Raw genomic sequence first — 20,242 nt, 5'->3', positions numbered from 1 at the left:
ATGCTGACAAATGCAACCTTTTGGTTTGTGGTTAAATGATTTTTGTTTATAGTGGTGCCTATTTTTCTTCTATTGAGTCGACGCCCATCAAATGTTGCCATTGATCTTGTACCAATGTTCGCGTCTCCTTCCATAGCGATTCATCGACTAACAATGACTGCTCTGACAATGCCAGCTGGTGAGTGGCAGCACGTATTCTTAGATAAGCATCGGTCAAATCCTGACAAACTTGCGCGTCCCAAATTCCTAGTAACGCAACTTCTTCAAAAATACGGACGTTGTCACTCCACTTAGTCAAACTTGGATATTCGTGCGAATAAGCCAGCACCGCAAATTGTGCTAAAAACTCAATATCAATTATGCCGCCTGCGTCTTGTTTAAGATGAAACTTGCCCGCTTGTTGTTGCCACTGACTGGTGCCTAGATGTTTTTGCATCTTAATACGCATACTGGTGACTTCACTACGCACCTGTTCTATCGTGCGCGGTAGGGCCAGTACCTCTCGTCGGATATCACAAAAACGTGCTGTCACACGTTTGTCGCCACAAATCGCCCGTCCCCGCACCAATGCTTGATGCTCCCACGACCATGCTTTGTCCATTTGATAGGTTTCAAAAGCATGGCAAGATACTACCATCATGCCAGCGTTACCCGAGGGGCGCAGACGCATGTCAATCTCATAAACGCGGCCATCTCGAGTTTGAGTATTGAGGTAATTCATCAGCTTTTGTACCAAACGCGCAGCAAATTTCATCCCACTGACTGATTTTTCGCCAGTAGTCATGCCCTGCTCTTTTATCTTGTGTAAAAACACCAAATCTAAATCGGATGAATACGACAACTCTAACCCACCAAGCTTGCCGTAGCCAATGATGGCAAAGCCGCAATCAGCCTCAGTCACTGGGTCACCATCTTGACCAATGGGGTAACCGTAGCGTTTGACGATTTCTGCAAAAGCACGCTCTAGTGCCGCTTCTAATACCACAGCAGCGATATAGGTTAATGAGTCCGACACCTTCATAATTGGACGCTCAGCCAATACATCACTGGCAGCGACCGCCAATACTTGGTTCTTTTTGAATAGCCTTAATACGCTGAGCAACTCTTCTTCATCATTGGGCTCAACCCGCAAAAGTTGTTGGCGCAAAATATCACGAAGCTCTGGCTTATCTGGCAAATGACGATAGCGTTGCTGTAAAAAAGTATCTAAAAGCACCGGATAATGTGCCAACTCTTTTGCAATCCAAGGACTGGCCGACAGCATCGGAATCAGCTCAATCGTTGCGTTGGGGTTCTCTGCAATCATGACCAAATAGATAGAACGGCGACAAATCGCTTCGAGCAAAGCAATGAGACGCGGTAAGGCGGTATTAGCCAGTTGCTGCTGCTCTTGATGAGCGAGTAATGCATGGATAATGACAGGATAAGCATCGTCCAAACGCTCTCTTGCTTCGTCACTTAAGTTGGCAACCATCTTTGATTGCCAAAAACCCTGCAATAGCTCGCGATTTTCTGGGGTGAGTACTTCATTCAACCGCGCAATCTGCTCATCGAGGTGTTCTGGCTCAAGATTCATATCGTCTTGGTCAGGTATCTGGCGCTCGGTGACCATACGCTCAAACGGAACATTGACATTGTCGCGGTGATGATTAAGCGTGCTTAGCAATGCTTGCCAGTTATCAAACCCAAGTGTTATCGCTAAATTATGCTGCCAATGTAAATCATGAGGTAAGCGCTGAGTCTGCTGGTCATTGATGGCTTGAATACCATGCTCTAATCGGCGTAGAAAACGATAAGCCACTTGCAGCTGCTCATAGGTGACGGTCTCTATATACCCAAGCTTATGTAATGCCTGCATTGCCTGTAAGCACGATTTAACCTGTAGTTGAGGATGCCGCCCACCATAAATCAACTGGAATGCTTGCACAATAAACTCAATATCCCTGATACCACCAGCACCAAGCTTAATATTATCCAAATCTTCACGCTGTACCACTTGGTTTTGGATAAGCGACTTCATTTCTCTGAGTGCTGAAAAAGCACTGTAATCAACATAATAACGAAAGACAAATGGTTTAATAAGCACCTGCAACTCATCATAGAACGGCTGCTCTATCTGCCCAACCACTCGCGCTTTTAGCCAAGCAAAACGCTCCCATGCACGGCCATGCTGCGAAAAATACTTCTGTAATGCCGATAAATGGATGGCCAAGTCGCTACCGTCACCCCACGGACGCAGACGCATATCCACTCGAAACACAAAACCATCAGCGGTCTTGTTATCAAGCAACTTAATAATACCTTGACCCAGCCGAGTCATAAAACGCTTGTTATCTATGCAGCGGGTGCCTTTGGCTTTATCGCCATTGGTCTCACCACGTGCCTGATGGACAAAGATAAGATCGATATCACTGGATAAATTTAGCTCATGAGCGCCAAGCTTGCCCATGGCCATAATCGCCATGTCGTCAATTTGTACATTGCCTTTAGCATTAATAAACGTCGGTTCGCCATACTGTTTGATAAGATGCTGATAGGTATACTCTTTGGCAAAAGAGATACAACCATCTGCAAACTCAGACAGCTCATCGGTTAACTGCTCAAGCGTAATCATTTGTAATGCATCTTGCCATATCCAGCGCATCATCAGTAGCGTACGCAAATGGCGCAAACCACTCATCACCTTCATTTCATCGGCGAGTTGGTAATTATCATCCAAGGTATAGTCTTGGATTAAATCATCAATTTGCTGACGTGTTAGGGTTTGGTCTAATGGGTAACTGCGCAAAAAAGTCTGGCATGAAATGGTCCGACTTTCCCAAATTTGATAGGCAAATTCACTCGCCGTCTGCAATACTTGCAACTGATCTGCCGTAGGCTGATAATCTGTCCCATGAGTCGCACGTAAAGACATAGCAGATAACATAGAGGAATGAACTCCTTACATAGAATAATAAGACGACGTAAATCTAGAACCTAAGTCTAGATTTTTTCTGCCGAGCCAATCACAGCATCAAATAAGCTTACTCAATATCTGAGTGTTCAGCAACGTTTAACAACACGGACACTATTTGATTCTAGCGGCTTTATGGTAGCATGAATAACTTTAGCACGAACAGCCATAACCTTAGGCCACCAGCCGTGATGAATAATAATGAAAGTGTCAAATTATAAAAAACAAACTATAAAAATCAGGATAATAAAATGAATCATTCAAATTTAAAACAACAAAACCAGGAAATTGTATTGGCTGAACACCCTTCAGGTTTGCCAACAGAAAACACCTTTAAAATTAATGACATTGATATGCCTCAGCTCAAAGCGAGCGAGGTCTTAATAAAAAGTATTTACGTCTCTGTCGATCCTGGTATGCGCGGCTTTATGAATAAAGGCGATGACGATGCTGCTGGCAATAAATTTCAGTTAAACAAGCCGATTACCAGTCGAACGGTTGCACAGATCATTGAAAGCAATGATGATGATTTTGCAGTAGGTGATATTGTGCATGGGCGCTTTGCATGGCAAAAATATCAAACCGTTAAAATTGCAGACATTGAAAAAGTAGACCCGACGCTTGCACCTATTTCCACCGCTGTCAGTATGCTTGGTATTCCCGGCCTCTCCGCCTATTTTGGTATGCTAACTATTGGTCAGCCAAAAAAAGAGGAAACAGTCGTTGTCTCTGGTGCAGCAGGCTCAGTAGGCAGTATTGCTGCGCAGATCGCTAAGATAAAAGGCTGTAAAGTTATCGGTATTGCAGGCTCTGCCCAAAAAATTGCGTTCTTAGAAGATGACTTAGGCTTGGATAAAGGCATCAACTATCATCAAACTGACGACATGGAAGTGGCGATCAAAGAAGCCTGTCCCGATGGTGTTGATGTGTTTTTTGATAATGTCGGCGGAGAATTGTTCGATGCGGTTTTTGCCAATATTAACAAACACGGCCGTGTCGCTATTTGTGGACAAATTGCAGAATACAACGCAGACAATCCGCCACAAGGTCCAAGACCCATGCAAACCTTAATCAAGAAAAGCGCCCGTATGGAAGGGTTTGTTGTCTACGATTTCGCAGATGAGTTCGATGCCGCCAAAAAGCAAATCGCAGAATGGTATAATGCTGGGCAACTGAAATACAAAGAAAACCTTATCGAAGGATTTGAAAACATTCCTTCCGCCTTTATTGGTCTCTTTACCGGTGAAAACATCGGTAAGCAAATGATCAAAACTGGCGATTTAGAAAAATAAATTGAATCTGGCTTTTAGACTTGAACGGTTGACCATGAACCGTTCAAGGTCGGTTTATTAAAGACTTTTTAGTCACTACCTATCAATCAACAACCACCTATAAATTGCGATGCTACCGTTATGACCACGCCTACAACCACGGCCTCTACCCCATTACTTCTAATCACCGCTGATCCTAGTCACCCGCTTGCTCAACTAGCGCTACGTTATGCACGCGCTTATCTTCAGAGCAGCTCAAACCAAGAAGAGGTGGGCAGACACAGCCCTTTAAACGTCTTTTTTTATGCAGACGCAGCGCATACTGCCAATCGTTTACGCTGGCAGTCGGCAGACCAAATCGACTTGACCAAAGAATGGCAAACGCTCGCTGAGCAATATCAGTTATCACTGCCCGTTTGCGTCAGTACCGCACTCAGTCGCGGTATTAGCGATAGCGATAACAGCAAACGACATCAGCTAGACACTGAAAATCTGGCACAAGGTTTTACATTGGTAGGATTGAGTGAGCTTGCAATGATGATGCAAGAGGACTGTCGCTTGGTGCAGTTTTAATACAATTTTGATGCAGGTTTTATAAAATTGATGACGCCAAGACAATACTTATTAGCGAGTAACATTCTAAGCCAGCAATCAGATTAGGAACATACCATGAAACTATTAATTCAGCTGCATACCCCGACTGAAATGGTCAGTTATGAAGGCTGTGCACTGGCACTAACGCTGGCAACCTTTGGGCATGAAGTACAGTTGTATTTAGATGCGCCTGTTTTTGGCTTTTTGATGCAGCATGAGTCACGTTTGCACGGCATGATTCAGTCACTTGAGCTCTATGATATGCCAGCGGCTTGGTTACCAGACGATGTGTTTAGTGGCTGGGTCACAGGTATGTTGCCAGCCGATTTGGCCTCGCAGCTAACATTGATACCAGAAGTGGTGAACTCAAATGACTTTGAGCAAATACTGACTTTTTAATAAAAAAAACAATGAATACTATCAAAGCAAATGGATACCGTTATGGCAACCTTATATCAATTACACAGTAAGATAGACACCCTCAGACGCAGTGTCGAAGAGATGTCGCGCACATGGTGCAAAGGTGACAGTATCGTCTTACTTGGCACCACGGTCGCTTTTATTGACTGGTTTGATGCCTACTTAGGTGATAGCGAGATACAAGGTATTACGGGTATTTATGCGCTAGCCGATGATGTGGCTCAACTCACGACCAATACCAGAGCCAAGCTAAACTTAGAGGCCAAGTTAAGCGGTATCTTAACCGATAGTGAATGGGTCAAACTGACTCAAAATGCTAACGTTAGTAATGCTGGATTTGATAAAGTAGTGACCATCGCCTTATGAATAATAACGACAACACTATTAACGACAACGCTATTAAAATTATGACAACAATCGATGTTGAACTGGATCAAGACGGCCACTTATGTGATTATACGATTTGGACGGCTGATATTGCCCAGCAATTAGCCAACACCCTAGAGGTACATTTAGAGACTGAGCATTTGCAAATCTTACAACAGGTACGGGCTTTTTTTACCAAGTTTAATCATCCACCAGCGACGCGACCACTTATCAAGTGGCTACAGAAAACGTTGCCTGAGTGTGACATTAGCAATCAAAAGCTGCAGCAATTATTTAATACAGGCTTGGTTGCTCGTCATGTCAATCGCTTGGCTGGTTTGCCAAAACCCCCTAATTGCTTATAATTTTCTCAATCCATAAATACATAGTCGGTTCAATATGAACCGCTATTTTGGGTCGTATACTGTCAAGGTCTCATAACCGATGCTACGCCCTTCATCGCCCTCAAACCCTTGCTGCCGCCACACCTCATACAGACATATAGACACGCTATTAGACAAGTTCAAACTGCGTGAATCCGGTAGCATGGGCAACCTAAGCCAGTTACCGCTGCCGATATCTTCACGAATTGAATCCGGCAGACCTGCTGTCTCAGAACCGAAAACCAGAGCAACATTAGATCTCACATTGGCATTCCCTTTTAAGCTTGTAAAATCATAATCATAAAATGGCTTGCTAAGCTTGGTAGTCATTGCCGTAATCATATCGCAGTCCGCTGCTAGCAATGATTGTTTTGCAGCTGCCCAATTATCATGGACTTGCAAATGGGCGTATTCATGATAGTCCAACCCTGCACGGCGCAGTTTTTTATCATCTAACTCAAACCCCAAAGGTTTGACTAAATGCAGCTGCGCACCAGTATTGGCACATAGGCGAATAATATTACCGGTATTGCTCGGCATTTTTGGAGCTACCAGTACGATGTGTATGGTCATAATATTTCCGTAGATGATTTTAGACTCACCGTAATCAAAAGTTACAGTTTACTGTCAATAATTACATTTTGATACTGTGCAGCGTTTTTAACTTTCACTATGATGTCTGTATTAGATAACAAGACGATATGTCGATGTCGGTATATTGTGGCGCTATCTTATACCAAACCAATAATGTTCGCGCAAATCGTTTAACGTTATTGGTATAACACGCCAGAATCCATTTATTTTTGAGGACACTATTATGAAAAAAGTAATCATTGCATCTTTAACAGCTATGTTCGTATTGACCGGTTGCAACACTTTTAAAGGTCTAGGCCAAGACGTGTCAAGCGCTGGCGATGCTGTAACTGGCGGCGCACAAGACGTACAACAAAAAATCTAAGTCTTAGCGTTTTAGATTTAAAGCTAAAAAGGTTTGCCATTTATTTGGCAAGCCTTTTTTTATTACCTATACTAAGAAAGCTTCGTCAAAACTAAAAAATCTTCGTCAAACAAGCTTACAAAAACACTCGTAATATTTGATTGAGGTAACGCTGCCCCAATTTTGTTGGTTGCAAATGCTCGGCACTGTCGACCAATAAACCTTGAACAACCAATTTATCTACCTGCTCCGCAATATCGCTATATCTCAATCCTGTTCGTGCCTCAAAAAGCGACCACATCACCCCGTCGTGCAGACGTAGCGCATTCAGCATAAATTCACTTACCAACTCATCACTATCAATCACTTGCCAACCAACCATCTTTGGTGCACTTTGGCTTAATGTAGATTGCTCGGCGTCAGCTTGGTAGTCCATGTCTTGATGACTTATGTCCTGATAATTTACATAGTCTTTAGGCAAGCGTGACTTACTAAAACGATAAATGCCAGAATCTAGCAACAACTCATTTCCATTTAATTCTGTCGCTTTACCTGCAACCGTTAACTTGCCATGTGCCCCAGCACCAATGGCGAGATAATCCCCAAATTGCCAATAATTGACATTGTGCCGGCATGGCTTATCGGACGCGCCTGACCAAGCAGATACTTCATAATTGTTATAACCCAATTTTTGGAGTAACGCCTGCCCTGCCTGCTCAATATCTGCCAAGTTATCCTCATCTGGCAACACGGGCTGACTGCGATAAAACACGGTATTGGGCTCAATCGTCAGCTGATACCACGAAATATGCGTTGCACCTGCATCGTGTGCCATCTGAATATCGTCTAGTGCTTCATGCATCGTTTGCTGCGGTAAGCCATGCATCAAGTCGACATTGACTCGCTCAAACCCCGCTGTGCGAGCCGCATGAATCGCTGCGAGTGCCTGAGCAGGATCATGTATACGTCCCAGCGTTTTCAGCTTATCAGCCGCAAAGCTTTGCACACCAATCGACAATCGATTGATACCGACATCCAAATACTGCGCAAAAGGCGCATGCTCTAGCGTACCTGGATTGGCTTCCATAGTAACCTCTATGTCAGCAGAAAAATCAAAACACGCCCGCAGCCCAGCGAATAAGCGTTGATACTGAGCAATCGGCAATAGCGATGGCGTACCACCACCGATAAATATCGAGCTGATTTTGCGCCCTTGAGTCAACGTCTGCTGCACCTTTGCATCTAACAATAATGCATCGACATACTCGTCATACATCAATGACTGACTGTCTATCGGCAGCTCATGCGAGTTAAAATCACAATAAGGGCATTTTTTGACACACCAAGGAATATGGATATATAGCGCCAATGGAATAGTGTTTACCACTATGGTATTCGCAACAGAATGATTCAGAGCACTAGAACTAATGGATGAGTGAGCAGGTTTGATATTTAACATAAAAGGATTTATCTATAAATAGGTAACTGCTGTCATTAGCAGAAAGTAGCGCTAGGATAACGGCTAAGCTCATTAAAAAAAAGGCCTTGTTAAAGAAAGTTAGATTAATAACAAAACCAGTAACAAACGCTCATGTTAATGGCACTTCCGTACAGGCAGAATAGTTAAGAGTGATAGTATAAAATATACTATAGGTTAAACGACCTATCATAAAAAAGTGCATGGTTAACGATAATTAATAGGATAAAAAGATGGCTTACTGGTTGATGAAATCCAACCCCAAGTTTTTTGGTATTGATGACTTACAGCGCTTGAAAACCGACAGCTGGGATGGCGTGCGCAATTATCGCGCGCGTAACTTTATGCGCGATGATATGAAGGTCGGTGATAAGGTCATCTTTTATCATTCTAGCGCCAAGCCTTCTGGCGTCGCTGGTATCATGACCGTCAGCAAAGCAGGCCATCCTGACCCCTCCCAATTCCATCCTGAGCATAGGCACTATGACCCTATCGCAACCGAAGACGAACCGCGCTGGTACATGGTAGATGTCACTTTCGAGCAAGCTTTTACCGATATACTCCCACTAGCAGAGCTTAAGTTTCTGCCTACGCTTGAGGACTCCTTATTGTTAAGAAAAGGCTGTCAGCAGCTGACCGTCATTCCACTAGAACCCAAACACTGGAATACCATTATGAACATGGCAGAAGAGCTGGAGCTAATACCAGATGAAACAGACTCTATTTAACCGTTTTCAGCCCATTTAGAGACTAAAGATGGTTAAAAATATTTAAGTAAAAACTATTGATTGAACTGAGGACAGGCCCTAATAAACGCTTCCAAAATATTGACTTCATCGCTTAGTTTCTTTACCATCTTATTTGTTTATGACCTGTCAATTCATCGCTTGAATTGATGGGTTATTTTTATTTTAGCCTCGTCGATTTTATTTGTACGCGCAGACTATACAGCCTTATTCATAATCTACTTGCTCATATTATTTATCAGAGTATTATCGTCGCACCACTACTACATTACTGTCTTACTATTCATTTATTAACGGCAGTATTTGCTCATCAATACCATTTTTTAACAAAAATAATTACCGTAAAGAATAAAAAGTTGCTCACTATGGCTTTCCCATTATCTTTTAGAGATTTCAAGAGCTACAGTTTACGCTTAGGCGTGCTCGCGCTACCTATTTTGATTACTCAATTTTGTCAGGCAGCGCTTGGTGTTGTTGATGCCATTATGGCCGGTCAAGTCTCTGCACTTGATTTGGCCGCCGTGGCCGTTGGCTCTGGCATTTGGCTGCCTCTGTTTTTATTAGCCACTGGTATTTTAATTGCTACCACGCCACTCATTGGTGAAGCAGTCGGTCAAAACAAACATGACCAAGTCCCACATATTACCCAGCAGTCTTTATGGACGGCTGGTGTCATTGGTATTCTTGGTTTTATCATTGTCAATTTAGCCCCCAACATCCTTGGGGTAATGGGAGTACCTGAAAATATTCAGCCCATAGCGACGCAGTACTTGCATGGTGTATCGTTCGGTTTCCCTGCCTTGGCAGTCTATGCGGTGTTGCGTAGTTATTGCGAGGCGCTTGGTCGGCCTGAGCCAGTCACTATTATCAGCATCATTGGGCTATTGGCAGATATACCACTGAACTATATTTTTATTCATGGTTTGTTTGGTATGCCTGAGCTTGGCGGCGCAGGCTGCGGGATCGCAACGGCCATGGTACTATGGATAAATGTCCTATTACTTGGTGCTTATACCAGCTTTACTAAGCGTAAGCAATTTGCTACTACGCGCTTTTTTTATGGTTTCGCCAGCCCCAATCGTGCACAAATCAAAAAGCTACTTAAGCTTGGTATTCCTATCGGCGTCTCTATCTTTTTTGAAGCCAGCCTATTTAGCTTAGGGGCACTCGTTATCAGTCCACTAGGTGAGTTGGCAACGGCATCGCATCAAGTAGCATTAGCAGTGACCTCGCAGCTGTTTATGATACCTATATCGGTCGCGATGGCGCTAACCATCATGATATCCAATCGCTTTGGCGAAAAAAACCTTTTGGCATTACGTCAGGTGCAGGCCACTGGTCTAATATGGACTGTCATGATTGCTTTGACTTCTATGCTCGGCGTTTGGCTATTTAGACCACAATTGGCAGCGGCTTTCACTGACAACCCAGTCGTCAGGGCCCAAGCCATGCACTTACTTATTTTTGCACTGGCTTATCAGCTGTTTGATGGCTGGCAAGTGAATGTTGCAGGCATATTACGCGGTATGCAAGACACCACTATACCGATGTGGGTCACGCTATTTTGTTATTGGATCGTTGCTTTACCGCTTGGTATATACTTGGTGCGCTTCACTGATCTTGGGCCAGAGGGATTTTGGATGGCATTAATTACTGGACTATTCCTAGCTTCTATTTTATTGACATTACGTCTGCGCTATCAACAAAAGCGTTTGACAGCTTTATGGGGCTGATAGTGTGGCTTTGTTGATATAAAACCATCCGAATGTCATAACGAATAGCATCTATTAGCATCTAATAACCGTTACTCATCACTGGGACTGGCGCTAAGTAGCCACTTAGACTATGATAATTTATTAGATATTTCTTACGCGTAAGAGTACTAACGTCATAATATGTAAAAAAACTCAGTTAACAACTGTACATCGATTGCTCATTGCCGTGAATATAGGTATCATTAGCAATTACCTACACAATATTTAGTTACACTATTTCTTGAATTTAGTACAAGGCAAAAATAAAATTATGGATATCGAAAAAATACGTACCCTAATCGCCCTCATGGAAGAAAGTGAACTGGTTAACTTAGAAATCAGCTCAGACGACGAACACATCAGTTTGACACGTCACTATGATGCACCTGCACCAACGATGATGGCTGCTCCTACTGCTGGCGCGGCTCCTATCGCTGCTGACGCAAAAACAGCTGTTAAAGCTGGTAGCGTTGAGACATCACCAATGGTTGGTGTGTTTTATTCTGCACCAAGTCCTAATGATCCGCCGTTTGTAAAGGTCGGTCAAAAAGTGCAAGCTGGCGATACCTTAGGTATTATCGAAGCGATGAAAATCATGAATCCTCTTGAAGCCACCCAAAGTGGTGTCATTGATGAGATATTAGTGGATAACTCTGAAGTTGTGCAGTTTGGTCAACCTATCGTACGCTATAAAGCGTAACTATATTTGCCAATCTTTACTTCGTTATGATTGAGACTCGTTATGGTTCGGCATCTTAGTTTAAGTTATCTTAACTATCTTCGCTTAACTTTATAATGCCAATAATAGAGACTCTATCAGTGACTGCCGCTTCGACAAGGATGACCCCATGATAAAAAAACTGCTCATCGCCAATAGAGGTGAAATCGCCCTGCGTATCGTTCGAGCTTGCAAAGCGCTTGGCATTGAAACCGTAGGCGTCTACTCCACAGCTGACGCTAACTTGATGCACTTGCGCTTTGTTGACGAGGCAATCTGTATCGGCAAGCCTAATGCCAATCAAAGCTATCTTGACATCAATACTATTTTAACCGCTGCTGAGATTGCTGGTGCGGATGCTATCCATCCTGGTTATGGTTTTTTAGCTGAGAATGCTGAGTTCGCTGAACGCGTTGAAGAAGCAGGATTAACGTTCGTTGGTCCTAACGCTGACCATATTCGCCTAATGGGCAATAAAGTCTCTGCTATCAATGCGATGAAAAAGGCTGGCGTACCAACCGTACCCGGTTCAGTTGGCGCGGTGACACTCCACAACGCTGAAGAGCAAGCACGTAATATTGGCTTTCCATTATTGATTAAAGCCGCGTCTGGCGGTGGTGGTCGTGGTATGCGTGTAGTTGAGCGTTTTGAAGAGGTTATCGGTCAAGTACAGGCGGCCAAGCAAGAAGCTGAGCTATGGTTTGGTGATGATACCGTTTATATGGAACGTTACCTACAAAATCCGCGCCACGTAGAAATACAAGTGCTTGGCGACGGTAACGGCAATGCCATTCATCTGTATGACCGAGATTGCTCGTTGCAACGTCGTCATCAAAAAGTATTAGAAGAAGCCCCTGCCCCTGATATCCCTGATGACGTACGCGAGCCTATCTTAAGAGCCTGCGTAAAAGCTTGTGAGTTAGTCAAATATCGCGGCGCTGGTACTTTTGAGTTCTTATTTGAAAACAATGAGTATTTCTTTATTGAGATGAATACTCGTGTGCAGGTTGAACATCCAGTAACTGAGATGATTACCGGTATCGACGTGGTCGTCGAACAGCTCAAAATCGCGGCAGGTTACGGTTTATCTTATCGCCAAAGTGAAATTGAAATTCAAGGTCACGCCATCGAATGCCGTATCAATGCTGAAGATCCAGCCACATTTATGCCCTCTCCTGGTAAAGTGACGCAGCTGTTTGCCCCAAGCGGTGCTGGCGTGCGTTTTGATTCGCACTTATATCCTGGGTATGACATTCCAAGCTATTATGACTCATTGATTGGTAAGCTTATCTGTCATGGACAAACACGCCAGCAAGCCATCTCTAAAACGCTTCACGCACTTGATGAGCTGGTAATCGAAGGTATTAAAACCAACATCCCATTACACCGTGACGTGATTTTAGCAGATGATAATTTTGTTAACGAAGCACAAAATATTCATTATCTTGAAAGAGAGTTGTTAACTGGCAATAAAGAAAAGGCTGATTCATAATTTGCCTCAATATCTTTATAAAAAAACCGCTATCTGTAGAGATAGCGGTTTTTTTTGGTTGGCAGTAACTCAATTAACGCAAATGGCTAAATTAACGCAAATGGCTACGGCAGAACTCTATTAAAGTTCATAAAACATTGTGTCCCTTCAGGATCGGCACACCACTGCATCTGGTTGCCATCATGGTTTAAAAACGCAATCAACGCCTCATCAGTTTGGTCTACTTGATTGCCTGAACAATCCACTTCATTGTTATCATAGAGCGTCTTGAGCGCGATAATGGGCAGTCCTTCCTCACGGTGCGTAATTAGGTAGCGGCCATACGTCCACTCTTTACCGCTGACTGCCCACATCTCATTGTCGGCTGCAAAATTATATAACTCACGGCACTGATTGGCTTTCTTAGCGGAGGCAATTAATTTGTTTTTAGTGTTCGGCTGAATGTTGAGGACACGCTTTTCATTTTGAGTCAGGACACCGCCATCTGCACCAGCGATTACTTTAGGTTCGTCACTTTTTGCACCTTTCATATTTTTTGATGCTGCTTGCTTCGCTTTGGCTTCTTTGGTCATGGTGATACTGCTATCTAAATCTATCTCCCATTGTCCAGCGATGGCCGGACTAATATGTGTGGTGATGGTCGGTTCAGTAACGACTTCGCCATTTACGGGCAGTGATGCCAAAATAGATGCCAATGAAAATGACGCAAATGATATAGGTTCCATAATTAACCTTTTATTTATAATAGTATGTACAACGTACATTAGCGTAAGTCTTCGTCACCAAAAACACAAGTAACTTTATGCTATTAGGCGCAAAGAAATAACGCCATCGCTTTGCTTGCGAAGGGCAAGGAGCCATGACGTTATTAAACTTAAGTATTTATTATTACTCACTACCTTGCATTAAGCGGCAGCGGTGCTAATTGCTTGGGCAAAGGCTGATAACGCGCCTTTAAGCATTGCTGATACGGTACTGCTACAAGTACCAATACCTGAATATACCTCACCATCAACATTTAATTGAATATAAGCTGCCGCGTTGGCGTTGGTTTTGTTGTCAGTATTAGTGCCATCGTCGATACCGTTACCATCACTATTAACATCGTTGTGCTGCGGATTGATCGCATGCTCAGCATAATTAATGACGTGAATTGATTTACCCGTATGCTGAGCAAGTCCATCGATGAATGAAGATAGTGGCCCATTACCCGTGCCAGCGATGGTGATGCTGTCACCATTCATCTGCACCTGACCATCAAAATAGACTTCACCGCCTTTATTGTTGACACTATAATCTAGTAGCTCAAATTGGCCTTGCTGTAGATAAGTGTCCTCAAAGGTTTGTAAAATCTCATCATTCTGTAATTCACGAGCAGCTGTTTCGGCTTGTCTTTGTACCACACCACTAAAGTCAATTTGCATCCAACGTGGCAAGTTAAAACCATAGTTACGCTGCAAGATATAAGCTACGCCGCCTTTACCAGACTGGCTATTGATGCGTACCACGTCTTGATAGCTGCGACCGATATGAGCAGGGTCAATAGGTAAGTACGCGACGTCCCAGACGTTTTCAGTCTCTTCGACATGCTTCTCATTATAATCAAGGCATTTTTTGATGGCGTCCTGATGCGAGCCACTAAAGGCCGTAAATACAAGCTCACCAACGTAAGGATGACGCGGATGTACTGGTAAATTATTACACTCGCTCACTACCTGTACAATCTCGCTCATATTACTAAAATCAAGCTCTGGATCGATACCTTGGCTAAACAAATTCATCGCCATGACCATGATGTCCATGTTACCCGTACGCTCACCATTGCCTAGCAATGTACCTTCGATACGATCCGCGCCAGCAAGTACGCCAAGCTCAGCGGCAGCCACAGCACAACCACGGTCATTGTGTGTGTGCAAACTGACGGTTACATGCTCGCGTTTGGCAAGGTTACGGCAAAAATACTCGACCTGATCAGCGAAAACATTAGGTGTTGATGCTTCGACCGTCGCTGGTAAGTTTAAAATAACTTCTTGACCATTTTCAGGCTTCCACACATCACAAACGGCATCACAAACCTCTACGGCATACTCAGTCTCGGTTTGACTAAAGCTCTCAGGTGAATACTGGAACACCCACTCTGTTTCAGGATATTTGGCAGCATATTCAACCAACAAATTTGCCCCAGTAATGGCAATCTCTTTAATCTCAGCTTTATCTTTGCCATATACTTTTTCGCGTTGGATACGGCACGTTGAGTTATAAACGTGAACAATGGCACGTTTTGCCCCTTTTAATGACTCAAAAGTACGAGCAATCAAATGCTCACGAGCTTGCACCAAAACCTGTAAAGTAACATCATCTGGAACGTGGTTTTCTTCAATCAATTTGCGGGCAAAATCAAACTCAACTTGGGCAGCTGATGGGAAGCCAATTTCAATCTCTTTAAAACCCACGTCTACCAAGGTTTTGAAAAAACGCATTTTTTGTTCGATAGTCATTGGATCAATCAGTGCTTGGTTACCATCACGCAGATCTACACTTGCCCAGATGGGTGATTTCTCAAGCGTTTTGCTCGGCCAAGTACGATCTGGTAACGAAGGTGCAAACGCAAACGGACGATATTTTTGGAAATCGAAGGCGGCATTTTTTGGGGTAATCTTTGCAGTCGAAGTACCTGCATTGCGTGTTGCTTGATTAGACATAATCAATCCTTAGATAATAATAAGTTCGTATTTATAGTGAGGCAACCAATGCCTAAATCATGCTTTATCATACGATGATAATAACAGTTTATACCATTATAATAGCAAAGTTTATAAGGTGAAAAACAACTTTATTTTATGTAAATTACTATTATTTTAGTGATAAACCCTACAACTATAGTTATAATTAAATTAATCCACTAGTAACGAAACATATTATGCCAAATAGCCATCTTGCGGACACATTGACCATCGATATTGATGAAACGGATAAACAGTTATTACGCTTATTACAGACCCAAGCACGCATGAGCATCACGGATCTTGCTGAGCGCGTCAACCTCTCAGCCACCCCTTGCGCCCGCCGTATTAAGCGCTTAGAGGATGCAGGGGTCATCACTGGTTATCATACCCAGACCGATGCACAAAAGCTTGGCTACCCCTTGGCGGTATTTATCGCTATCAGTATGGATCGCCATACTGCCGAGCGCTTTGAGCAGTTTGAGCGTAAAATCCAGAGCTTTGATGAGGTTATCAGCTGTAGCATCGTTACTGGCCGCACTGAAGATTATCTTATTAAGGTACGCGTGCGTGATATGGCACATTATGAGGAGTTTTTATTGCACCGTCTTAACCGTATCGAAGGTGTGGCCCAAGTACATACCAGTTTTGAGCTACGAGAAGTATTTAAGCGTAGTGTGGTTTAAATAATATGGTTTAAGCAGTTATCACAGCCTGCCGCCGAAACCATAAAAGAAGTACTAAACCAACAATCAATCCAGTGGCAGCAACCAGTAACCCAGCATTAAAATTGTCATTTTTCCCCGCCAATGCCACAGTCACCAAAGGCCCCAAGAATTGTCCTAACGCATAGGCCAGAGTTGCCAACCCTATGAGTAAATTAGAGTAAGCAGGGTTAATATTTTTAATCAACGTCAGCGTCATCGACACCATACCGACAAAGGTCAGTCCTAGAATAACGGCATTGCCATAAAGCCCAACAGCCCCCTCAAACCATATGGGTAAAAACATCCCAAACGCCTGTAATATCGTTAAACCCATCAAGGTTTTGACTTCACCAATACGCTTGGCAAGCGCGCCCCAGATAGGGTTTGATAGCATGGCAAAAATACCAACGATCAACCAAATAATCAATCCTGAATAAGTCTGGGTAGTTAATCGCTGCGCTGCCATCACTGGCAAAAAAGTCGCAGACGTAATGTAACCAAACCCTGCCAGCATATAGCTTGCCGACAGTAAGACAATAGCCTTCGTGTGACCGGAGGCAGCTTCATATAAAGAGCGTTTAAAATTAAAATAGGTTTGCTGCACGGATATGCGCTGATTGCTGTGATTTAATTCCGCTGGTTTTGAGTGGGAGAGCTGTAACTTAGGGGATTGTAACTTAGAGGCCGATAATGTAGATGCTTGCGACTCAGGTGATGTCGAGCTTTGCGGTCTAATGGCATAAAGCAGCCATAATAGCGGAAGACTAATAACACCTGCCACCAGCCAAATGACATCGAAATGATAGCCAAGCGTCAATAACCACCACGTCAGTACAGCAGAAGCGCTGATACCGACCCCAATACCTGCATAATGCAAGGCTGAAAGTACAGAGCGACGCTCGTGACTAAAGCTTTGAACCACCAGCGACGAGCTCAAAATCATCGCCACACCGCTTGCGATACCAGATAGCAGCCGAATGACATACCATAGGTTTAATGACATATTTGGCACGACCAATAGCATGGTAGTGACGACACTGACAACTGTCCATAAGAGGAGCATCCGCCATGTCAAACGCTGCGGCACAAACATCGCAATAAGCGCGCCAATGAAATAACCAATATAATTAATCGATGCCATCCAGCCTGCAATGGTCGTCGATAGCGATAATTGGGTCATAATATCGGGTAAAGTCGCGGTAAATAAAAACCGTCCAAACCCCATGACCACCGCCAGACAATACAGTCCTATCCAAGCGATGGCTATTTCATTGGTAATGGTAATAAAAGCACGGCTTTTGAGAGCAGTCATCATGACAGAGCCATTTTGTGGCAGTGAGCACACAATCCTTTGTGTTAAAAACAGTCAAAAGCAATCATATATAATCAAAGACAGGATTAAAGAAAGCATTAAAGAAAATACTAAATGCTAACGTTAATACTAAGAAACATCCAGCGTTGGCGTACTGGATTGGTGATCTGTCTCTTCTCGTCCTAACATCTGTACTCGCTGGTCGCTAAACATATCCATGTCAGGGGCAAGCGTACGCATAAAGCGATCAAAATATAACATCTGCTTGGTTAGCAAGGCAAAATCGCGTGGGAAATGAATACCGTGACGCTTACCGACTTCAACAATCTCAAGCATCATTGTATTCAGCTCATCAGCCTGCTCTTTGCTATTAAAAGGCACGCCACTGGTAAAGGCTTTGTCTTCCGCCATGATGGTTTTCATCATCCGCTGCAAGTCGCTACCTAATGCGACCACATCGACCTGATTGTTACCATGGGTCATTTCCATATCAATCATATGGCGCGCCATCGCTTGATAATCGTTATCCTGCATCGCTTGCATCATACCCATGCACGCACGCCAGCTTTCAGCTTTGAGTTTACCGACAATACCAAAGTCCAAAAAGCCAATGCGTCCATCGGTTAATAGCATCAAATTGCCCGCATGCAAATCGGCATGGAAGCTATTACACAGCATAAGACTGGCAAACCATGTATTTAGCGTATCTGCCATTACTTGTGCAGGATCGCTACAATACTGACGCATCAAAGTCTCATCCACCATAGAGACGCCATATAAGCGGCTCATGGTCAGCACGCGTTTGGTAGTGAACTCTTCATATACTTTTGGTGCAACCACTCGCGTATTACCGGATACCGCCAAAAATTGCTGGAAGTCGCGAATATTTTGCGCCTCAGCAATAAAGTCTGTTTCTGCTAGCATTCGCAGACGAATCTCATCAATAATCGGCGCGATACTGGCAAACCTCATGGATGGCATTAGCAGCTCAACCAACTTAGTCACCCCATGCAAAACGCCTAAGTCTGTCTGCATAATAGTTTCAACGCCAGGTTTTTGTACCTTTAACACTACTTCATCACCATTATGCAATCGTGCGGCATGGACTTGAGCAATAGAAGCTGACGCTAGCGGCTTTGTGTCAATATGGGCAAACTTATCCTCAAACGTCAGTCCATCAACCGCCAGCTCCTCTTTTAATACCTGTTCGATATAAGCATAGGATAATGGCGTGGTTTGATCCAAACAGCTTTGAAATGCTTGTACGTATTCACGGGGAAATAACGAGGGTGTACTGGCAATAAACTGGCCAATCTTGATATAGGTCGTACCCAATTGCTCGAAAGTCTCTTTAAGCAACATCGCATCAGGTTTTTCACCTTTTGCCACTCTGAGCGCTGAGAGACCAGCGACACTTGCCGTTTGACGAACACGATTGACGACATTAAAGGTATGTTTTAATAAATGTGGACGATGAATTTTCATAAAAAACAACTATGGTCATAAAAAAGATGGTTGAGAGCGGATAGGCGCAAATGTAAAAATATAAATGTTTGCTAATGAATGGCGCAAACCGGACAATGCGTATCTTTTCGATAGCCCATCAGCCGTTGCTGCATCTGGCTACCATCCCATATTAGCAGCTTATTTGTCAGTGGATTTTTGGTTAATCCTAGATATTGCAAGGCGGCATTGGCCTGCAAATTACCCATAATGGCAGTGGTACTGGCGAGCACCCCTGAATTGGCACAAGTACGTTCATCCGCCTCTGCATCGAGCACCACTGAACCAAACACACAATGATAGCAGCCCGTATCCAAATGCGGCTCAAACAATGCCAACTGCCCTTGCATGGCTATCGCTGATGCAGACAACAAGGGAATCTGGTAGCGCACACTAATGCGATTGATCATATCGCGCGTGGCAAAATTATCAGTACAATCTAAGAGTAAATCAGGCTTACCAGAGGCCATATCGAGTAATTCATAAGCGTTATCTTCGCTCAACCTTGCGACCGTACCACGGGCGATGCTGAGAGGATTAATCTTCGTTAACATTTGTGCGGCCGTGATGGCTTTGGGCTTACCAATATCTTCAGGTAAAAACAGCGTCTGACGCTGCAAATTACTGGCTTCAATCTCGTCATCATCTATCAGCTGAACTTGTCCTAGTCCTGCTCGTACTAACGTCTCAGAAGCCGGACAACCAAGTCCACCTGCGCCTATCATCACGATACGCGAAGATTTTAAGCGTAATTGCGCATCGATATCCCAGCCATCAAGCAATATCTGCCGTGCGTAACGCAGCAGTTCTTCATCTAACAACTGACCTGTTTCTAATGACTGCACCATATTTATCACCAAAACTCATCATCAAGATTTATTATTAA

At 43.6% G+C, this 20,242-nt stretch carries 19 protein-coding genes; 11 read left to right on the top strand and 8 right to left on the bottom strand.

The window, feature by feature from the left end; translation table 11 throughout:
* Positions 1 to 58: 58 nt before the first annotated feature.
* Positions 59 to 2,926 carry a bifunctional [glutamate--ammonia ligase]-adenylyl-L-tyrosine phosphorylase/[glutamate--ammonia-ligase] adenylyltransferase gene (gene glnE, locus ACT3TU_RS05470; protein WP_444784112.1) on the bottom strand — a complete coding sequence of 956 codons (2,868 nt, stop codon included), beginning with the start codon at positions 2,924 to 2,926 and terminating at the stop codon, positions 59 to 61.
* A 278-nt stretch (positions 2,927 to 3,204) separates the two neighbouring features.
* Here glnE and ACT3TU_RS05465 point away from each other — a divergent pair, with 278 nt between their 5' ends.
* The 5 genes from ACT3TU_RS05465 (at position 3,205) to ACT3TU_RS05445 (ending at position 5,969) form a co-directional block, all read left to right on the top strand.
* Positions 3,205 to 4,245, top strand: coding sequence for an NADP-dependent oxidoreductase (locus ACT3TU_RS05465; RefSeq protein WP_192523211.1), 1,041 nt, complete (start codon positions 3,205 to 3,207; stop codon positions 4,243 to 4,245).
* A 120-nt stretch (positions 4,246 to 4,365) separates the two neighbouring features.
* Positions 4,366 to 4,797, top strand: coding sequence for a sulfurtransferase complex subunit TusD (gene tusD, locus ACT3TU_RS05460; protein ID WP_444784111.1), 432 nt, complete (start codon positions 4,366 to 4,368; stop codon positions 4,795 to 4,797).
* A 96-nt stretch (positions 4,798 to 4,893) separates the two neighbouring features.
* Positions 4,894 to 5,217, top strand: coding sequence for a hypothetical protein (locus ACT3TU_RS05455; RefSeq protein WP_192523209.1), 324 nt, complete (start codon positions 4,894 to 4,896; stop codon positions 5,215 to 5,217).
* A gap of 42 nt (positions 5,218 to 5,259) precedes the next feature.
* A complete protein-coding gene (locus ACT3TU_RS05450; protein WP_444784110.1) occupies positions 5,260 to 5,604 on the top strand; it encodes a hypothetical protein in 345 nt (114 codons plus the stop codon).
* Between the two features lie 41 nt (positions 5,605 to 5,645).
* Entirely contained in the window at positions 5,646 to 5,969 is a 324-nt protein-coding gene (locus ACT3TU_RS05445; RefSeq protein ID WP_192523219.1) for a TusE/DsrC/DsvC family sulfur relay protein, read from the top strand.
* Positions 5,970 to 6,011: 42 nt separating this feature from the next.
* On the opposite strand, the gene ACT3TU_RS05440 is transcribed toward ACT3TU_RS05445, so the two are convergent.
* The gene (locus ACT3TU_RS05440) at positions 6,012 to 6,560 is read right to left on the bottom strand and encodes a tRNA (cytidine(34)-2'-O)-methyltransferase (protein ID WP_192523207.1); all 549 of its coding nucleotides are present in this window, start codon (positions 6,558 to 6,560) and stop codon (positions 6,012 to 6,014) included.
* A gap of 244 nt (positions 6,561 to 6,804) precedes the next feature.
* On the opposite strand from ACT3TU_RS05440, the gene ACT3TU_RS05435 reads away from it, so the two are divergent.
* A complete protein-coding gene (locus ACT3TU_RS05435; RefSeq protein ID WP_192523206.1) occupies positions 6,805 to 6,945 on the top strand; it encodes an entericidin A/B family lipoprotein in 141 nt (46 codons plus the stop codon).
* 115 nt (positions 6,946 to 7,060) lie between these two features.
* On the opposite strand, the gene hemW is transcribed toward ACT3TU_RS05435, so the two are convergent.
* Positions 7,061 to 8,383 carry a radical SAM family heme chaperone HemW gene (gene hemW, locus ACT3TU_RS05430; RefSeq protein ID WP_192523205.1) on the bottom strand — a complete coding sequence of 441 codons (1,323 nt, stop codon included), beginning with the start codon at positions 8,381 to 8,383 and terminating at the stop codon, positions 7,061 to 7,063.
* 251 nt (positions 8,384 to 8,634) lie between these two features.
* Between hemW and ACT3TU_RS05425 the strand changes: the two genes are divergently transcribed.
* From ACT3TU_RS05425 to accC, 4 genes are all read left to right on the top strand, one after another.
* On the top strand, positions 8,635 to 9,129 hold the full coding sequence (locus ACT3TU_RS05425) for an EVE domain-containing protein (protein ID WP_192523204.1): 495 nt from the start codon (positions 8,635 to 8,637) through the stop codon (positions 9,127 to 9,129).
* A gap of 383 nt (positions 9,130 to 9,512) precedes the next feature.
* Positions 9,513 to 10,880: an MATE family efflux transporter gene (locus ACT3TU_RS05420; protein WP_192523202.1), complete on the top strand. Its 1,368-nt coding sequence runs from the start codon at positions 9,513 to 9,515 to the stop codon at positions 10,878 to 10,880.
* Between the two features lie 292 nt (positions 10,881 to 11,172).
* On the top strand, positions 11,173 to 11,601 hold the full coding sequence (gene accB / locus ACT3TU_RS05415; protein WP_444784109.1) for an acetyl-CoA carboxylase biotin carboxyl carrier protein: 429 nt from the start codon (positions 11,173 to 11,175) through the stop codon (positions 11,599 to 11,601).
* A gap of 148 nt (positions 11,602 to 11,749) precedes the next feature.
* Complete coding sequence (gene accC, locus ACT3TU_RS05410; protein WP_192523200.1) at positions 11,750 to 13,111, top strand: acetyl-CoA carboxylase biotin carboxylase subunit; 1,362 nt, start codon at positions 11,750 to 11,752, stop codon at positions 13,109 to 13,111.
* Between the two features lie 104 nt (positions 13,112 to 13,215).
* On the opposite strand, the gene ACT3TU_RS05405 is transcribed toward accC, so the two are convergent.
* Both ACT3TU_RS05405 and leuA read right to left on the bottom strand, forming a co-directional pair.
* Complete coding sequence (locus tag ACT3TU_RS05405; protein WP_192523199.1) at positions 13,216 to 13,836, bottom strand: hypothetical protein; 621 nt, start codon at positions 13,834 to 13,836, stop codon at positions 13,216 to 13,218.
* A 180-nt stretch (positions 13,837 to 14,016) separates the two neighbouring features.
* A complete protein-coding gene (gene leuA, locus ACT3TU_RS05400; protein ID WP_192529526.1) occupies positions 14,017 to 15,813 on the bottom strand; it encodes a 2-isopropylmalate synthase in 1,797 nt (598 codons plus the stop codon).
* A 218-nt stretch (positions 15,814 to 16,031) separates the two neighbouring features.
* On the opposite strand from leuA, the gene ACT3TU_RS05395 reads away from it, so the two are divergent.
* A complete protein-coding gene (locus tag ACT3TU_RS05395; RefSeq protein ID WP_192523197.1) occupies positions 16,032 to 16,520 on the top strand; it encodes an Lrp/AsnC family transcriptional regulator in 489 nt (162 codons plus the stop codon).
* A gap of 10 nt (positions 16,521 to 16,530) precedes the next feature.
* Here the strand turns inward: ACT3TU_RS05395 and ACT3TU_RS05390 are convergent, their stop codons facing one another.
* The 3 genes from ACT3TU_RS05390 to ACT3TU_RS05380 all read right to left on the bottom strand — a co-directional run bounded on the left by ACT3TU_RS05390 (position 16,531) and on the right by ACT3TU_RS05380 (position 20,204).
* Positions 16,531 to 17,856 (bottom strand): YbfB/YjiJ family MFS transporter, encoded by a 1,326-nt coding sequence (locus ACT3TU_RS05390; RefSeq protein WP_192523196.1) that lies wholly within the window; start codon positions 17,854 to 17,856, stop codon positions 16,531 to 16,533.
* Between the two features lie 126 nt (positions 17,857 to 17,982).
* Positions 17,983 to 19,338 (bottom strand): ABC1 kinase family protein, encoded by a 1,356-nt coding sequence (locus ACT3TU_RS05385; protein WP_192523195.1) that lies wholly within the window; start codon positions 19,336 to 19,338, stop codon positions 17,983 to 17,985.
* Between the two features lie 71 nt (positions 19,339 to 19,409).
* The gene (locus ACT3TU_RS05380) at positions 19,410 to 20,204 is read right to left on the bottom strand and encodes a HesA/MoeB/ThiF family protein (RefSeq protein ID WP_192523194.1); all 795 of its coding nucleotides are present in this window, start codon (positions 20,202 to 20,204) and stop codon (positions 19,410 to 19,412) included.
* Between the last annotated feature and the right edge of the window lie 38 nt (positions 20,205 to 20,242).

It is taken from the genome of Psychrobacter sp. AOP3-A1-26 (assembly GCF_052378235.1).
Classification (GTDB): Bacteria; Pseudomonadota; Gammaproteobacteria; order Pseudomonadales; family Moraxellaceae; genus Psychrobacter.
The sequence above is the reverse complement of the archived record's forward strand: the minus strand, read 5'-3'. Positions and strand labels throughout refer to the sequence as shown.

Excerpts from the sequence above, each read along its gene's own strand:
- ACT3TU_RS05455 (WP_192523209.1), top strand. The coding sequence starts at position 4,894 with ATGAAACTATTAATTCAGCTGCATACCCCGACTGAAATGGTCAGTTAT.
- ACT3TU_RS05435 (WP_192523206.1), top strand. The coding sequence starts at position 6,805 with ATGAAAAAAGTAATCATTGCATCTTTAACAGCTATGTTCGTATTGACC.
- ACT3TU_RS05395 (WP_192523197.1), top strand. The coding sequence starts at position 16,032 with ATGCCAAATAGCCATCTTGCGGACACATTGACCATCGATATTGATGAA.
- ACT3TU_RS05440 (WP_192523207.1), bottom strand. The coding sequence starts at position 6,560 with ATGACCATACACATCGTACTGGTAGCTCCAAAAATGCCGAGCAATACC.
- ACT3TU_RS05405 (WP_192523199.1), bottom strand. The coding sequence starts at position 13,836 with ATGGAACCTATATCATTTGCGTCATTTTCATTGGCATCTATTTTGGCA.
- glnE (WP_444784112.1), bottom strand. The coding sequence starts at position 2,926 with ATGTTATCTGCTATGTCTTTACGTGCGACTCATGGGACAGATTATCAG.
- leuA (WP_192529526.1), bottom strand. The coding sequence starts at position 15,813 with ATGTCTAATCAAGCAACACGCAATGCAGGTACTTCGACTGCAAAGATT.
- ACT3TU_RS05465 (WP_192523211.1), top strand. The coding sequence starts at position 3,205 with ATGAATCATTCAAATTTAAAACAACAAAACCAGGAAATTGTATTGGCT.
- ACT3TU_RS05380 (WP_192523194.1), bottom strand. The coding sequence starts at position 20,204 with ATGGTGCAGTCATTAGAAACAGGTCAGTTGTTAGATGAAGAACTGCTG.
- ACT3TU_RS05450 (WP_444784110.1), top strand. The coding sequence starts at position 5,260 with ATGGCAACCTTATATCAATTACACAGTAAGATAGACACCCTCAGACGC.
- ACT3TU_RS05425 (WP_192523204.1), top strand. The coding sequence starts at position 8,635 with ATGGCTTACTGGTTGATGAAATCCAACCCCAAGTTTTTTGGTATTGAT.
- ACT3TU_RS05390 (WP_192523196.1), bottom strand. The coding sequence starts at position 17,856 with ATGATGACTGCTCTCAAAAGCCGTGCTTTTATTACCATTACCAATGAA.
- ACT3TU_RS05445 (WP_192523219.1), top strand. The coding sequence starts at position 5,646 with ATGACAACAATCGATGTTGAACTGGATCAAGACGGCCACTTATGTGAT.
- hemW (WP_192523205.1), bottom strand. The coding sequence starts at position 8,383 with ATGTTAAATATCAAACCTGCTCACTCATCCATTAGTTCTAGTGCTCTG.
- accC (WP_192523200.1), top strand. The coding sequence starts at position 11,750 with ATGATAAAAAAACTGCTCATCGCCAATAGAGGTGAAATCGCCCTGCGT.
- ACT3TU_RS05385 (WP_192523195.1), bottom strand. The coding sequence starts at position 19,338 with ATGAAAATTCATCGTCCACATTTATTAAAACATACCTTTAATGTCGTC.
- ACT3TU_RS05420 (WP_192523202.1), top strand. The coding sequence starts at position 9,513 with ATGGCTTTCCCATTATCTTTTAGAGATTTCAAGAGCTACAGTTTACGC.
- tusD (WP_444784111.1), top strand. The coding sequence starts at position 4,366 with ATGACCACGCCTACAACCACGGCCTCTACCCCATTACTTCTAATCACC.
- accB (WP_444784109.1), top strand. The coding sequence starts at position 11,173 with ATGGATATCGAAAAAATACGTACCCTAATCGCCCTCATGGAAGAAAGT.